This window comes from Spiroplasma endosymbiont of Amphibalanus improvisus, from assembly GCF_964030645.1.
Taxonomy (GTDB): Bacteria; Bacillota_I; Bacilli_A; order Mycoplasmatales; family Mycoplasmataceae; genus CAXIPX01.
On sequence record NZ_CAXIPX010000003.1, the window covers coordinates 25385 to 42946 of the forward strand.

At 26.6% G+C, this 17562-nt stretch carries 15 protein-coding genes; 14 read left to right on the forward strand and 1 reads right to left on the reverse strand.

Annotation, left to right across the window (positions count from 1 at the left end):
- Positions 1-194: 194 nt before the first annotated feature.
- From AAHM77_RS00560 to AAHM77_RS00580, 5 genes are all read left to right on the forward strand, one after another.
- Positions 195-1544, forward strand: a complete 1350-nt coding sequence (locus tag AAHM77_RS00560) for a hypothetical protein (protein WP_342252190.1) — start codon at positions 195-197, stop codon at positions 1542-1544.
- 34 nt (positions 1545-1578) lie between these two features.
- Positions 1579-3486 (forward strand): hypothetical protein, encoded by a 1908-nt coding sequence (locus AAHM77_RS00565; protein WP_342252191.1) that lies wholly within the window; start codon positions 1579-1581, stop codon positions 3484-3486.
- Positions 3487-3928: 442 nt separating this feature from the next.
- Positions 3929-5722, forward strand: a complete 1794-nt coding sequence (locus AAHM77_RS00570; protein WP_342252192.1) for a hypothetical protein — start codon at positions 3929-3931, stop codon at positions 5720-5722.
- Between the two features lie 175 nt (positions 5723-5897).
- Positions 5898-6200 (forward strand): PadR family transcriptional regulator, encoded by a 303-nt coding sequence (locus AAHM77_RS00575; protein WP_342252193.1) that lies wholly within the window; start codon positions 5898-5900, stop codon positions 6198-6200.
- 40 nt (positions 6201-6240) lie between these two features.
- Positions 6241-7296, forward strand: a complete 1056-nt coding sequence (locus tag AAHM77_RS00580; protein WP_342252194.1) for a magnesium and cobalt transport protein CorA — start codon at positions 6241-6243, stop codon at positions 7294-7296.
- Positions 7297-7637: 341 nt separating this feature from the next.
- Here AAHM77_RS00580 and AAHM77_RS00585 read toward each other — a convergent pair whose 3' ends face one another.
- The gene (locus tag AAHM77_RS00585) at positions 7638-8165 is read right to left on the reverse strand and encodes a hypothetical protein (RefSeq protein ID WP_342252195.1); all 528 of its coding nucleotides are present in this window, start codon (positions 8163-8165) and stop codon (positions 7638-7640) included.
- A 108-nt stretch (positions 8166-8273) separates the two neighbouring features.
- Here AAHM77_RS00585 and AAHM77_RS00590 point away from each other — a divergent pair, with 108 nt between their 5' ends.
- The 9 genes from AAHM77_RS00590 (at position 8274) to cas1 (ending at position 17559) form a co-directional block, all read left to right on the forward strand.
- The gene (locus AAHM77_RS00590) at positions 8274-8429 is read left to right on the forward strand and encodes a hypothetical protein (RefSeq protein ID WP_342252196.1); all 156 of its coding nucleotides are present in this window, start codon (positions 8274-8276) and stop codon (positions 8427-8429) included.
- 485 nt (positions 8430-8914) lie between these two features.
- Positions 8915-9094 (forward strand): hypothetical protein, encoded by a 180-nt coding sequence (locus AAHM77_RS00595; protein ID WP_342252197.1) that lies wholly within the window; start codon positions 8915-8917, stop codon positions 9092-9094.
- A gap of 210 nt (positions 9095-9304) precedes the next feature.
- Positions 9305-10198 (forward strand): hypothetical protein, encoded by an 894-nt coding sequence (locus tag AAHM77_RS00600; protein ID WP_342252198.1) that lies wholly within the window; start codon positions 9305-9307, stop codon positions 10196-10198.
- 147 nt (positions 10199-10345) lie between these two features.
- Positions 10346-11791, forward strand: a complete 1446-nt coding sequence (locus AAHM77_RS00605; RefSeq protein WP_342252199.1) for a hypothetical protein — start codon at positions 10346-10348, stop codon at positions 11789-11791.
- 429 nt (positions 11792-12220) lie between these two features.
- A complete protein-coding gene (locus AAHM77_RS00610) occupies positions 12221-13099 on the forward strand; it encodes a hypothetical protein (protein WP_342252200.1) in 879 nt (292 codons plus the stop codon).
- A gap of 85 nt (positions 13100-13184) precedes the next feature.
- Entirely contained in the window at positions 13185-13436 is a 252-nt protein-coding gene (locus AAHM77_RS00615) for a hypothetical protein (protein WP_342252201.1), read from the forward strand.
- A 796-nt stretch (positions 13437-14232) separates the two neighbouring features.
- Positions 14233-15135, forward strand: a complete 903-nt coding sequence (locus AAHM77_RS00620; protein WP_342252202.1) for a hypothetical protein — start codon at positions 14233-14235, stop codon at positions 15133-15135.
- A 453-nt stretch (positions 15136-15588) separates the two neighbouring features.
- A complete protein-coding gene (locus tag AAHM77_RS00625) occupies positions 15589-16515 on the forward strand; it encodes a hypothetical protein (protein WP_342252203.1) in 927 nt (308 codons plus the stop codon).
- Positions 16516-16617: 102 nt separating this feature from the next.
- Positions 16618-17559 (forward strand): type II CRISPR-associated endonuclease Cas1, encoded by a 942-nt coding sequence (gene cas1 / locus AAHM77_RS00630; RefSeq protein ID WP_342252204.1) that lies wholly within the window; start codon positions 16618-16620, stop codon positions 17557-17559.
- The last annotated feature ends 3 nt before the right edge of the window (positions 17560-17562 follow it).

The window sequence follows — 17562 nt, forward strand, 5'->3', positions numbered from 1 at the left end:
ACCTCATTAATCAGGTTCTTGTTTTTATTGTAATGTTAAAATCCTTCCATAGCATCTGATAGATATAGACTAGTTTGTTATATTTTTTAATATGTAAACATGCATGTTTGTTAAATAATTAAAATTTAATTGACATATCTTAATTATAAGATAAAATGATAATGTTAAATATGTTAATATGCAAAGGATATAAAATGAGTAATTTTAAACCTGTTATTATTAATGTAAAAGATGATAATGGCGTAAAAAATAAGTTGTCTGCCAATAAAGCTAATGATAATTTTAAAATTGTTTCAAATAATAAATCAACTTTAACAAAAGAAATAAGGAAAAAAAATACTTTGTGAACCAAAAGAAATGTCTTAATTTTAATGGCAACTTTGATATTTTTATTTTCCATTGTATTTGTTATCGCACTACCTTTAAGTGCAAAAAGTAAAAATAATGTGACAAAAGATTTTGTTTTGCCATACAGTTTATTTGATGACCTAAATAAAGGGTTAACTACATCTTATTATGAAAGTGAAGATCAAGTTGTTTTTATGGTAGATGTAGAGGAATCAGCTTTAGAAACGATTAACGATGCTTTAGATCCATCTGAACAATTGACAGATGATGAATTGAAATTTGATTGAGACAATGTTGATTACGATACACCTGGTAAATATTATGTCAGCATAAATGTTGTTAAAAATACAAATGATAGATACTATATTCCAGATATAAAAGTAAACATTACTGGTATGTCTGTTATCGATTTATCTGATATTTCATTTTCTGATGTTTTTGATATTAATCCGTATGTAACAACTGATTCAACATCATATGAAACAGTTGTTCAAAATAGTGTACAGAATTTACTTGAATCAAAAGGAATTTCTGCTGATAATATTGATATAAAATTTTCTTCGCAAAATAGTGAAGTTTCTGATCATTTAAATCTTTCCCAATCTACCCAAGCTGGTGGAAAATATTTTGGTAATGTTGTCTCAATTAAGGCGACAAAACATTCTCGTTATGTTACAGGTAATGCATCAGTTTTCATAAGTCCTAGTGCTTATTGATTAAGCGATGTATTGAATGAAAAGCGAATTACAGAAAATCATAATAAAGAATATGAAAAGAGATATAATCAGGTTTATTTTTCAAATGATCCAAAGTTAACTCCTGATAATCGAAATAATTATTTTGATTTAACAGTTATTGATTCAGCAGATACAGCTAGACTTAATCGCGAGATACAACAAAATGTAGAAGATGGTTTAAGAGAACTTTCAAATACTGCAGATTATTTAAACATTCCTACAGCAGCTGATGGAACCTATAATAGTTTATTAAGTTACACTGATTTCCCGTATCAGGGTTCTACAGATCCAAAATTAAATCACACCAGCACTGCACCATGAGCTGCCGACGGTGCTAGAAATGTTTATAGAGGTACCACTTGAACTCGTTATTTTAATATATACACCCGCCCAAATAATGGTGTTTTTCTTGACTTAGCGGTTATGAATGTAACTTTATCAATTCCATCTTATAAATAGAGGACAAGATATTTGCTTCGAGGAGGATTTGTTTATGAATAATCAAAATAAAAATTTAAATTTTTTTGACAACAATAAACCAAATTCATATAAACAAACAGTTAACAACAATAAACAAATTTTACTTAATCGAACTGTTAGTATCAACAAACCAAATTTAACCAACCAAACTTTTAATATCAACAAACCAAATTTAACCAACCAAACTGTTAATAACAATAAACCAAATTTAACCAACCAAACTGTTAATAACAACAAACCAAATTTAACCAACCAAACTTTTAATAACAACAAACCAAATTTAACCAACCAAACTTTTAATAACAATAAACCAAATTTAACCAACCAAACTTTTAATAACAATAAACCAAATTTAACCAACCAAACTTTTAATAACAACAAACCAAGTTTAACCAACCAAACTTTTAATAACAACAAACCAAGTTTAACCAAACAAATTTTATATAATCAAACCAACCAAACTGTTAATAACAACAAACCAAATTTATACAACCAAATTGTTTTCAACAATAAACCAAATTTACCAAAACAACCTTATCCTCAAAATAAAACATTGAGTGAAAAATCGACATTTTTTTCAAAAGCTTCATTAAGCTCTATCACTAAATTTAATGAAGCTTTTGAAAAGCAAAAAATGAATGTAATTAAAACAAATTCAATAAAAGATACAGATGGTTTAGTTCATAAATCTTTTCCAATTGAAAAGTCAGAAAAAACCAAATTTTTATTATTTAAAAATATTTCTAATTTTACAATTACATCAATTCTTATATTATCATTACTCGTTATTTCAGTTATATTGGTGATAATAGGTGTCACTACTTATTCAACAATCAGTGATGGACCAGTAGTTTTGCCCGCTAATGTATTTGAAAATTTAGAAGAAGGATATTCTACAACTTATTATGAAAGTCAAGAACAAGCTCAATTTATTTCGAGTGTAGATCAATTAGCATTATCTGCGATCAATAGTAATGTATCTAAAACAAAAAGATTAACAATGGAAGAAGTTGATTTTAATTGAAATGATGTTCAGTTTTCAAATGAAGGTGAATATAATGTTGGCATAGAAGTTAATGATAAAGTAACTGATAAATATTATATTCCTGATATTGAAGTAAAAATCTTTTCTGTTATGAATTTATCTGATATCGATTTTTCTAAAATTTTTAATACTTTTCCATACGTTACTACTGAAACAGCGTCATATGAAAAAAATGTTCAAAATACTGTAAGTAATTATTTTGAATCAAAAAATGTTCCTTCCCAGGATGTTGATATTAAATTTTCTTCTAAAAACACTGTTCATGCTGATCATTTAAATCTTTCTCAATCTACCCAAGCTGGTGGGGCTAATTATGGAAATTTAATCGAATTTATCGCAGACCCTAATTCAAATGCTGTTGTTGGCGATACTAAAATAATTATAACGGTTCAAGCGTATGATATAGAAGAATTATTAGCTCAAAGAAGAACACCAAATAGTGAATATGATAAATATGAAGATAGATATAATCAAATACATTTACTTCAAGGTATCTCACATGTTGGATATAGTTCAGAATGTGATCAATATTTTAACTTTAATGGTTGAGGCGTAGATACAGCAAATTCAGGCAAGATTAACCATGATATACAATACGCTATTAATAAAAATATAACAGAAATATCTGATAAAAATGGATTGCATATTCCACCACTATCGGATAATACATATTACTGATTATTAGATTTCACTAATTTTCCTTTTGAAGGAAGCGATAAGGGTTATGAAGAAACAACCACTGAACCATGAACCGCCGAAGGAAATAAAAATATATGAAGAAATGAAGACTGAACTCGCAATTGAGAATTAATGGTTCGCCCAAATAATGGTGTATTTATAGGAGAAACATATATCTGAGTGACGTTTTCTACTTAATTCAACAACCTAAACCACAACTAAAATAATTAGGCATTATTAAAAATCTATCACATTGTTCAATTATTAAATTAATATACTTATAATTATGTAAATTAATAATTATTTTGAGGGTTTTATCAATGAAAAAATGATTATTTTAATTTTAGTAATCAAAATAGACAAATTTTTTCACTCATTATTAATCTAAAAACACAATTAAAAATCACTGGTGAATTTTGTACATTTTTAATGAATAATGAAAAAATATTATTATTGACTTTTAAATTATATATGTATATAATCACATTGTATAATTATAAGAAATTACTTAATCAAGCATAAATTTTTTATATGATAAAATAATAGAAAATTATTTGATAGTTGTTTATATAGAAATTCATTTATATTTAATTTTATAATAATTCAAAATATTCTTATTCAAGAAAGGCCTGTCACAAAAATGAAGATAAATGATCAAAATAATAATTTAAATTATATGAATAATACTTCTCGTCCAATGATGAACCAAAATGGTCAAGTAAATAGTCGTCCAATGATGAACCAAAATGATCAAGTAAATAGTCGTCCAATGATGAACCAAAATGATCCAGTAAATAGTCGTCCAATGATGAACCAAAATGGTCCAGTAAATAGTCGTCCAATGATGAACCAAAATGGTCCAGTAAATAGTCGTCCAATGATGAACCAAAATGGTCCAGTAAATAGTCGTCCAATGATGAATCAAAATGGTCCAGTAAATAGTCGTCCAATGATGAACCAAAATGGTCAAGTAAATAGTCGTCCAATGATGAACCAAAATGGTCAAGTAAATAGTCGTCCAATGATGAACCAAAATGGTCAAGTAAATAGTCGTCCAATGATGAATCAAAATGATCAAGTAAATAATCGTCCAATGATGAATCAAAATGATCCAGTGAATAAAGAATCAAAATTCAATGTTGCTTTCAAAGAATTTCAAACCAAATTTCAAACTAAATTCAAAGAATTTCAAACCAAATTTAAAAGAAAATCAAATGAAGCGCCATCACAAGAAATAAATCGTGAAGAAAAAAAAGATACTTTTTGAACTACGAAAAATATTTGAATTGTAGCAGCAACTTCAGTGCTTGTAATTTCAATTATATTAGCAATTGCTTTGCCCTTATCATTAAGAGGTGACAAATTTAATATCCCTGATAATGTGTATGATAGTATTAACGTAGATACTGTATCTTACTATGAAACTCAAGATAGAAAAGTATTTGAAAAAAATGTAGAAAATTCAGCTTTAGTGGCAATAAACGCTGCTTTACCTGCTTCACAACAATTATCAGCCAACGATCTTTCTTTTGATTGAAATAATGTTAATTTTAATACTACAGGTCAATATAATGTTGGTGTAGAAGTTGTTAATAATACTCATAACAAATATTATATTCCTGACATTAAAGTAAATATTACCGGTATTTCTGTTATCGATTTATCTGATGTTTCATTTTCCGATGTTTTTGATGTTAATCCGTATGTAACAACTGATGCATCATCATATCAATCAGTTGTTAAAAATGAAATAGATAGTTTTTTTGAATCAAAAGGAATTTCTTCTGATGCTGTCCAAATCAAATTTGGTTCAAGTGCTAATTCTGATAATGTAGACCTATCTCAATCTACCCAAGCTGGTGGAACAAATTTAGAAAGTTATGTTAAGATTACTGCAAATTCAGACCAACATGCTGTTGTAGGGGTTGAGACAGTAAACATAAGTCCTGAAGCTTATAATTTAAATGATTTATTAGATCAAGGAAGATCGCTTGACAATACTGTACCATATGAAACTAAATATAATGATATATATTTACCTGATGTTAAATCAAATGGTTCTGGTAATGACAATAATTACTTCGATTTAACAGGTAGAGATGGTGCTAACTCAGCAAAAATTAACCATGATATACAAGAAAATATTCACTTAGGTCTAACAGAAATTTCAGACAAAAATGGATTAAACATACCAACAGGACCAGATGGAACTTATACAACTTTATTGGATTACGCTCAGTTCCCATACAGTGGAACTACAGATTCTGTACATCACAATGATGACTCAACCAAACCATGAGCTCCTGAAGGAAGTGAACATGTTTGACAAAACCATACTTGAACTCGTCATTGAGATGTTTTGGCTGCTCAAAATAATGGAGTATTTGTTTATAAAGCAACTATCGATGTAACATTCTTCATTCCAGATTATTAAAATAAAATTCTTATAAAATAAACATTCAAATTTAATATTTTAAAATATAAAACACAATTATGTTTAATTGTGTTTTATTTTATAACTTTACTACTTGATATAGTCAAGCAGTAAAGTTATACTTAAATTACTTGATATAGTCAAGTAGAAATTCGGTGATAAAATCAACGCTCAATTGAAAAAAGGAATTATTGAATTAATTATATTGAAATGTCTAAAAAATAAAGACATGTATGCTTATGAAATTAATAAAATAATTAATAAAACAATTGATACAAATGAGTCTACAGTTTATGTTAATTTGAAAAAATTAGTAGAAAATAAATATTTAATTATGTACCAAAAAAATAGTTTAGTCGAAATTAACCGAAAGTACTATCAAATAACTTCGTTGGGTATGCAACGTTTAAATAGCTTATTAGAAGAATGGAATAATTTTTATTTAACAGTTAATCAGTTATTAGATAATATACTTTAGTTAAACGATCAACTATATGTATTCAAAGAAGGAAAATAATATGCAAAAAAACAAACAAGCTCAAGTTTGATTAAGAAAACTAAAAAAAGAATTATTCTTTTTAGAGAAAAATGATAAAAAAGAATTAATCAATTATTATTATGAACAGATTCAAGAAAGGATTTTGCAAAAAGAAACGATTGATGATATCTTGTCACAATTGAAGATTGATGAAATTGCAGAAGAAATTATAAATAACCTTCCTTATGAACAAAAACAAAATATTTTAAAAAATAAAAATAAAATACAAAATAAAATTAATTTTTTAATTAGTTGACCTTTTGTTATGTTGCTATTTTTAGCACCAATTATTTGTTTTGTAGTTTTTGGTGCTATGTTGGCTTTACCGCCAGGATTATTTATTTTTTCATTTTTATCTTATATTGCCTATGATGCTTCAAGAGCTACTGCCTTCATGTTTGGCTGCTGGTTTGGTGCAATTGTATGTTTTTTTGTATTTTACTCATTAATAGCTTTACTGTGAAAATACTGCTTAAAATATTTTGTAAAATATACAGTACATTTTTTTGACCCCAAAGAAAAAACAGTGGCAAAAATAGAAGATTTTAGTTTTTTTGCATTATTTCAAAAAATTAATAAAGTGTGATGAATAGTAATTTTAGTCACATCAACCCTAATTGGGGTGTTAGGAATAACTAGTTCTTTTGTTGGAGAATATTCAGTTTTTGGAGGTTTAATCCAACAAAAATATATTCATACTGAAAATGACTATGATGTATTGGAAAAAGATATGACTATCGATAATGTTTCAATTAGTGATTATGATCAAATTTACATTGATATCAGTAACTTATCAATTCAAGAATTTCAAATTATAAATGATCCTGGGCATCAAGATTATTCTTTAAACATTACGCGTTATCACCGAATGAAAGCAACAGATGATGTAAGTTATGTGTTTAGTATTGAAACAATAGATGATGTGAATAATACTTTAACATTAACTATAAATGAGATTCAACCATGATATGATATTGTGTTTGGGCAATCTCAAAAATTTACTTTTGAATGTGGAACTCATATTAATATATTATAGTCAGAGTTAATTGCTTAAGTAATCAGAATTAACTTTTTAGAAATATAATGATCGATTCAAAGGGAAATAATATTTGACCTATCTGCTTCTTATTTTGGACAAAATTGATTTGGTCATGATCATAGAAAAAACTCAGATATTGGAATTATTGATTTTAAAACCTTTAGAGTTTTCAAAAATAGTTAAAAAGAAAATTTAAAACTAAAACAAGAACCTAATTGAATAAAGGTTCTTGTTTTTTCATTAATAATTGACTTATAAATAATTTCATATATAATTTATTTTAATTATATATGAAATTATTTTAGGTGGTTAATTAATGAAAAAACCAATTAATAATTTTAATTCACATAATAGCTTGAACATACAAGGTCAACCACAACGCCCAAATAACCAAAACCAACAAGTTTATGGTCAACTACAACGCCCAAATAACCAAAACCAACAAGTTTATGGTCAACTACAACGCCCAAATAACCAAAACCAACAAGTTCACGGTCAACCACAACGTCCAAATAACCAAAACCAACAAGTTCACGGTCAACTACAACGCCCAAATAACCAAAACCAACAAGTTTATGGTCAACCACAACGCCCAAATAACCAAAACCAACAAGTTCACGGTCAACCACAACGCCCAAATAACCAAAACCAACAAGTTTATGGTCAACCACAACGTCCAAATAACCAAAAACAACAAGTTTATGGTCAACCACAACGCCCAAATAACCAAAACCAACAAGTTTATGGTCAACCACAACGCCCAAATAACCAAAACCAACAAGTTCATGGTACAAAGAAAAGAATGGTTGCTTATATAATAGGGGTAATTCTTTGAATATTAGTATTAGGAATGTTGGTTTGTACATTATTAGTGATATTCAATATAATTTAATTAATGGGGGTCAACCGCTAAACCTCATTAGTCCAAAAGAGGAAAATGGTTTTTGAACTAAAATATTTTAATATTATTCGCAATGTTAGTGATTTTAATTTCAGTTATTTTATCAATTACTTTGCAACTAACTTTAAAAAGTAATTCCCGGAAAGTTGAAAAAATTTACTTGCCCAACAATGTATTCAGTTCTTTATATGACAATGATGTTTTATCTTATCATACAGGTGAAGAGTAACAACATTTTGAATCATATGTTGAAACATCGGCATCAGAAGCGACTAACAGTGCATTGCTTGTAAATGAACAGTTAACTATTGATGAAGTTAAATTTGATTGAGAAGATGATGTCAACTTTTCACTCAGGTTCAATATAATTTAGAAATTGAAATTAATAAATAAGGTTATGAATACTACACTCCAGATCTTACAGTGAATGTCATTCAAGATCTAAACTCTAAAATTATTTTAGATATTGTTGATTTTGAAATATTTTTGATAATCACCCATATGTTACATCTGATTCAGCAGGGCATGAAGATAGTATTCGAAACACTATATACAATTATTTTGTGCCAAAAGGTGTTTCTCGTGATGATATTAATATTAGATTTAATTCATTAACTTCCGAGGGTGCAGTCGTAGATTATACAAATTTATTTCAATATACAACAGAATGAGGAGAAAATTAATAAAGACATTCAAGATAATCTTGCGCAAAGTTTGAAAGAAATTTCTTCTAAACCAAAGTTTTTCAATCTTCCTTCAACCTCTGATGGAACATATGCTAGTTTGTTAAAATTTGATCATTTTCCATATGCTGGTTCTACAGATTCTGATGCCCACTCAAAAGATAGCGATGAAACAAAATGAGCTAAAGAGGGAAATAATCGTATATTTTAAGGACAAACATGGACTAATTCTTATGAACAAGATAGCGCAGATTAAAATGTTTTAGTTATATATAGCGTTACTTATCTAAAGACCCTGCAAAAGAATCTGGAGCGCTGATATCTATTCAGTTTATTAAATTAATCCTAAAATGGTTGATTTATTAGTTTTTTGATGTATAATTTAAAAAAATAAATAAAGTAATATTTTAAGTTGGAGATCATGAAAAAAACAAATGCAGATAATAGACATTATATTTCTTCCGTGATGGATAAAATTTTAGATAATATGGACAATCCAAATAGTAAACAAACAAATAAAAATAATAAAGATATAAATTCTAATTTTTATGCTACTGAGAATCACAATCCAAACCAACCCCAAACATTTTATTCAAACAATCAAGATAGCTCGACTGTTTTAGGCCCAAACCAACCCCAAACAATTTATTCAAACAATCAAGATAGCTCGACTGTTTTAGGTCCAAACCAACCCCAAACATTTTATTCAAACAATCAAGATAGCTCGACTGTTTTAGGCCCAAACCAACCCCAAACAATTTATTCAAACAATCAAGATAGCTCGACTGTTTTAGGTCCAAACCAACCCCAAACATTTTATTCAAACAATCAAGATAGCTCGACTGTTTTAGGTCCAAACCAACCCCAAACATTTTATTCAAACAATCAAGATAGCTCGACTGTTTTAGGTCCAAACCAACCCCAAACATTTTATTCAAACAATCAAGATAGCTCGACTGTTTTAGGTCCAAACCAACCCCAAACATTTTATTCAAACAATCAAGATAGCTCGACTGTTTTAGGTCCAAACCAACCCCAAACATTTTATTCAAACAATCAAGAGAATTTTCCTTTTTTAATGAACCCAAATCAAACCCCAGATTTTGATCCATTTTTTATTGAAAATTCACAACCAATAAAATCTAAAAAATTATTTAAATTTAAAAATTCATCTAAACCTAAAATAAAAAAAGAGGTAATTAATGTAGAAGTGCGAAAACCTCTTTTAGGTCCTATTGGCTGAATTTTATTATTAGTTTGAATTTTATTGATCGTTTTATTAATTATAAAAATTTGTTTAATAAAATTTTCATAATTTTTATGAAAAAATGCTTTTAACAATAAATGTATGTTTATTATTCAAGTAAATAATTAAAAAACCTTTAATACTTGACTTATATTTATTTTTATGTATTATATTGTTATATAAAATATTTATTTTCTTTTTAAGGATAATTGATTTATGGGAAAAAATAAGAGTAAGAAAAAATCCGATATAAATGATTCAATAAATATTCCGGAAGCAAATTATAATTATAACCAAAACCAACAAGTTTATGGTCAACCACAACAATCCATTGTTCAACAACCATACGCTTATGGGCAACCACAACAATCCATTGTTCAACAACCATACGCTTATGTCCAAACAACTCCAACCGAAACTGTTAAAAATCCAGTGCAAGTTCATCAAATTATTAAAGCTAAAAAAAGAGGTAAACCTGGTTGAGCGCTTTTTTGAATATTAATTATTTTGGTAGCTACAGGGTTAAGTTTAACTTTGTTTTTCACTTTAAAACCTGATAAATTTGTTTTACCTAGTGACTTATTTGTAGAAAGTAATTTTACAGATACAACTTATTATGGTGGAGGTATAAACGAACAAAGAGGATTCCAATCACATGTTGAAGAATATGCAAGAGATAATATTAATACTTATATGCAAGAAGAAACTGGTGATAAAAATTTCGAATTAAAAGCTGAAGATTTAGCTTTTAACTGAAGTGAGGTAAATTTTAATACTCCCGGTAAATATTCAGTACATGTTACATCTACATCTTTAGTTAAAAATAATTATGTTTTTCCAGATTTATTTGTAATTGTAGATGAAAATGGACGTTTGGATATTTCGAATATTTATCTTAGTGATATTACAGAAGTTAGTCCTTATGTAACTACTGATTATGGAACATATCAGTCAAAAGTGAAATCTGATTACATTGATTTTCTTGCATGACATGGTTGCTCTTCTAGTGATGTAAGTTTTGCATTTAGTTCAGATGCATACTCAGATCATTTAGATTTAACACTATCACAACAAGATGGTGGTTCTAGTGATTTAAATAGCCACATTAAAATTACTGCGAATCCAAATTCTACTAAAGTTACAGGATCAAAAGATTATAAAATAGATCCTACAGCTTATGCGTTAGATGAAACACTTAATCAACTTCAACCAGAGAGTATGAGAACTCCGTATACAGAAACTTTTGGTGACGTGTTCTTGTCTGATGATTCAACAGGTCATAGTTATGATGATACTAACTATTTCGATTTAACTGGTGTAGATTCTGCTGATACAGGTAGACTTAATCATGATATAAAACAAACTATTCAAGATAATATACAATATATGTCAGATAATAAAATTTTTTGCCCTAATTTACCACAACCGCACTATTACAAAGATCTATTTGACTGAAAAGAGTTACCACGACATGGTTCAGAATCTTCAGATTATAACGCTGACAGCACAAGTTATTGATCTATGCAAGGTCAAAGTAATGTTTGACAGGGTGAAACTTGAACTAATTATTACAGAATATATGTTAGAACTGATTACAGCGGTATTTTCCGTGCTGGTAGCAATGCAGTTATTGCAGTAACATTCCACATTCCAGATTATTAAAATAAAATTAAACTATAAATATTGCTTAGATATTAAGTTATTATTATATTTATTTATAATTTATATTTTATTAAAAAAGCAATTTGATTTCTGTTTTTTTTAATAAATAATTTTATACATTATATTAATTTATCCATTAACAATTCACATTTATTTATTTAAATTGTTAATTCAGTTTTATTGAGCAAATTAAAAGCAATCAATTATTCATTAAAATTAAAATGTTCAAAAACAATAATATAATTTATTTAAAAAAAACAACTTTTGAGTTGTTTTTTTATTTGTCTTTATATTTATTTATTAAAAAAAATATCATATATAATTTGTGTAAAAAAGGTCCATATTTGCTGGTCGAAAAGTTGGGATCCCTACAATTTAAGGTTTAAAAATGGTATAATTATATAAAAGGTATTTTTTAAGGGGTTGGAAATGAAGAAAAAAACAAGCAAAAAAAATGTGATTCTTTTGGTAATCGCTCCATTAGTCTTGCTTGTCTTATTTTTTGCATTTGTATTTATATATATATTTTTTATTTGAAAACCCTTAATTCCAACACAAGACATAAAAAATACAATTAATAATAATGGTCAAATATGAGTTTTTATGCGTTTTGATGAAAGTCAAAATGTGGTTCAAAAGAGATTTACTGACTGATTTGATAAAGAAGTCACAGATATAGTAAATACCAATTTTCACGAATGTAAATATGGTGATGACTATACTTTAACAGGTGTTTTCGAATATTCAAATAATGGTCATGACAGAACTGATCCTAATTACATATACAATGAAATTGTAATAACACCAACTGAAAATTCTGATGTTTTTATGGATACAACACCTTTCACATTATATTGTTATGCCTCTGATTATTTTGTAATTAATCCTGGTTTTACTGTTTTTCCATACACACCAGATGACTATAATTTAGAAGATAATCAACAATATATATCAATATTAAACCCGGATAATTATGTTTACTATGACAAAACTGATCACGTAGACGTATACATGAACTATTATTGTAGTATTAATTGAACAGTTGAAGATGTTTTCAATAAAATATTAAATAGTTTTAGTACAAATGTGATGGGTTTTTCATCTGATCAAACTCAATTTAATTCCTTAGGAGTTCGTATGACCGATAATAGTAATAATGATTTTGTAATACCAGATGATTTATCACACCCAACAGCTTACTATTGGATATTTTTTGATTATGTCCCAGAAAATATGAAAACTTTTTATCCCGCCTCTTTAGGTAGTACACTTAACTCTATAATATTCCAAATTACTTGAACAGATTAACCAAGTTAAATTAATTTGAATTTTATTTAATTGCAAAATATGTATAATAATAATATTGTAATTAGTTAAATGTTAAAGAGTAAATATGATAGAAGATAAAAATAAATCTGACACAGTAATTATTGAACCAGAAATTTTGGAACCTGGCGATTATATTGATAATTCACATAAGAAAAAAAACCAAAATATAAAAGAAGCGACTTTAATAAACAATAAAAAAAATATTTGAGTAATCTTAATTTCTATATTTTTATTTATTATTTTTTTACCTTTGACTATTTTAATTCTGATAATATTTGGAGTTTTAAAATTAATAAATATGATTTTTAAAAAATAGCTTTCATTAATTTTTTAGAGATAAAAAGAAAGTTGTATGAAAATAAAAAATAATATTTTAGTTATAAATTCAATTTTGAACTTATCAAAAGTGCAATTAAAACATTTATTTTAGATAAAGAAAAACTGAACTATGACATAATCAGATATTTAGTTAATTTGAAAACTATATATTTGTGACAATTCATCTTGTTTTGTTGCGAAATAAGCTATCCATCTTTAATATAAAATGATATCGTATGTGATGAAGACATTTTAAAAATCAAATTGATTTTTTATGCTGGAGATGTTTAAAAAAAATCAATACAGTTCAAAATCCAAATAATTAAATGGTGTATTTAATTCAATGAAATTCTCGTTTATATTTGTAATCACAAATTATTAATATTTATACAATATTATAAAAAGCAGATTTAAATCTGCTTTTTTCTTTAAAAATATAAAATTTTAATTGAGATTAAAAGTATTTTTATGATAGATGCTAGCTTTATTGATAACTATAATTTTTTCAAATAATAAAATTAACTTCACAGAAACGTTAAAAATTGTTCGACCGATTTAATATATGAATATTTTTTATGTAAGTAATAAAATTATTAAATAACCTATTCTATAATTATAACCTAAAAAATGTTATAATTATATAAATAGATATTATTTTAATTTTAATATTCTTATTTTAAGGGGTTGAAACAAGAATAATAAATTATTAATTATCTATTGAAATTTCATGATAATTTAAAATAATACAAAACTTACAAATTATGACTACTTTATAAAACTGGAAGGGGAACAGTGTGAAAAAAGTAGGGTATAGTTTACTGGGTATTTTAATATTATGCGCAATTGGATTATCAGTTTTTTTTATTGTGGGAGATGACTCAACTAAGGTTAAAAAAATAACTCCACCACCAATTCCTTCAGAAAAATCCATTAATATTTCTTCAATGATGAATTATATAAATAATAGAGGTCCAATCTGAATTTATGCGCAAAAAGATGAAAGTGATGAAAATGTTAAAAAAAGCTTTACAAATTGATTTTCAGAACAGTATCTTTCCTTGGTCGGGATAGAACAATCACCTCTTGTTGAAGGTGTTGATTATTCTATTAGCGGAGATTTTTCTTATGTCAATTCTTTTGATAATTCTGCAAAAAATTATCCAATTAAAACAGCTACGATTACGCCTTTAGAAAATAATAGCGAAGATGTTAAGTTAACCGGAGAAAGTGTTGATGTTCATTATTATATTAGTTATAAATTAGTTTTTAATACTCAAAATTATGCACAAAATAATGATGAATTAATCACTCAAAATTCTACAATTTTTACACCTAGTCACTGAGAATATGATGATGAATTAACACAGCTAATTCCAGTCATTATTTTAAATTCAAATCATAATACTGTGCAAGATTTCATTGATGTATTAAATTTTTCGTATTCTAAAAATTTAATTGATTATAATTTTAAAGATGGTGAACCAAAATATATTAGTAACCAAGATGCAATCAATGATGTTTCTTATAAAATTAAAAACAATGAAGGACAATTGTTAAATAGCAGTTTTCAATTAACTGAGGGTATCTATAATGTTTCATTAGATTCATCAGCAGAATTTAGCGATGCTAAAATTTTTTCAATCAGTGATGAATGGAATAAGTGATCAACTATTACTATTAAAATTGATATTGTATAATACTTTTTGTGATAATTAAATTTTTAATATAAAAAAAGCAATTTAAAGTATTGCTTTTTTTTATATTAAAAATTTTGTTAAAAGAATATCTTTTTTTTGAAAATATGATAGATTAAAAAATAAGAATAAATAATTAGATATTTTTACTAATGGATGTGATTAATTTTTAGTTATTTATTGTAAAAAAATCATAGGATTTTTTAGTTTTAAAGAACAATTTATTTTATCGAAAGGGATATTATGGAAAATAATACAAAATCATTATCAAATAAAATTATAATAGGTGGTTTAGTTTTAATATCTATTTTCTTTGCTATTATGCCAGCATAAGCATTAAAGAAAGAAACATTAAATACCACAACAACTAATATACATAAGGATACAAAAACAGTAGAAACAAAATATACAGCCGAACAAGGATATGAATATACAGATGGTTCAACAACTGCTGTTTTGCCAGAAACATTATATTTAGATACTTATGGCATTTGATGATCTGCAAAATACTTAGCAGAAGAAGTTAATTCCGATGATAAAATTGACTACTTTATTCAAGGAATTAACTCTTGAATCGATGAGAACTATAAAGTTCAAGTAGAAATAGTAAACTTAGAAACGGCTGACTACTTCGCTCCTAATGGCAAAGAACTTGAGGGTAATACTTTTCAAGATAAAATACAAACATTCGCTACAACAGAAGGATGCACTGCTGTTTTTGATATGAATATTGCATATAAAAATGAAAACACCAAAGTTGATTCTGAACAAATTAGTATTGTTAATGATAATCCAGGTATTACATATACAACAGACAAAGTTTATTCAGCAGAAGAAGGGAAAACTTTTTATAATTTCACCGACCCAACAAAACCACTAAATAATTTAACTATTCCAGATCATTTATACATTGATACTAGTGCTATTTATTATACAGTTAATTCACTTTCTTCAGATGAAGTTACTGTCGATACATTATTTTGTAATTCATTAAGTCGTTGAATTCTTCATAACTATAATGCTTGAGTAAATATTCTTTTTGGAGACCTTAATAATGAACCTCATTTTTATGATGAAAATGGCAATGAATTAAACATTGATAATCCTATAGCATACTTTGCTACAACAGAAGGAAGCACTGCTGTTTTAAACATGTTGATTTATTATGATTCTTCTGATGCAAATAATAATAGGGAATATCAAACAACTACAATTACAATAACAAATCAAAAACCAGGTAATATAAAAACTGACACTACTGTTGTAACTGACACACATTTTACTAACGAAACAACAGTACTAGCAACAGCTATTCCATTGGCAGTGATTTCATCTGTATCTGCAGTGAGTCTTGCTTTATGAACTAAAAAATCTAAAAAATAAACAAATTAAAATATTTAAAGTTTAAAAAAACACAATGTTATAAAATTGTGTTTTTTTGTTTTATAATTTTATTTTTTTCTTAGCATCAAATATAATAAAATTATGAGTTGAAAAACATTAGTGATTAAAGATTATGATAAACTAACATTAAAAAATAATAATTTATTAGTTAGTTCATTAAAGGCAAATAAACAAGAGGTTAAAGTGTCAATTGATACTTTGAATTGTGTAATTATTGAAAATAGTTATACATTGTTTTCGATGCAATTAATTAATATTTTGATCAATAATAATGTGTTGGTAATTGTCAGTGATGACAAACATGACCCTAATGTTGTAATGCTACCATTATCATCACACTGTATGCCATTGGTAAATTTAGAATTACAATTAAAAATCACTAAGGATTTAAAAGAAAAAATTTGAACCAAAATTATTTATAATAAAATTTTTAATCAAATTGAAATTATGAAGGAATTAATTACTGATCAAACAGTGATTGAACGCTGTGAGCAACAAATGATTACTATGAATCACAATGATCAAAATAATCGAGAAGGGATTGTTGCTAAAATGTTTTTCCATGCATTATATGGCACCAATTTTATTCGGTTTGCTGACGACCAAATCAACAGTGCGTTAAATTATGGTTATAAAATTATTAGTTCAGCCTTGTCTAGGACAATAGCTAAGTATGGTCTTAATTTATTTATTGGTGTTCATCATATTGGCAGAAGTAATCCATTTAATTTAACTTATGACTTGATCGAACCATATCGTCCTATTGTGGATCGATGAGTATTTCAAAATAAAAATTACTTACAATATGGTAGTGATTTATCATATTTGAATCGTTTAAGTTTAATTAAGTTATTAAATAAGCACGTCATTATTGATCATAAGGTAATGACGGTCAATTCATCATTCAACGTTTATGTTAAGTCCTTTATTTCAGCGTTAAAATACCATGATTCTAGCAAAATTAAAAATTTAACCATCATTGAAGAAGCAAGTATCATACAAGATCAGATAATCAATGAATAAATA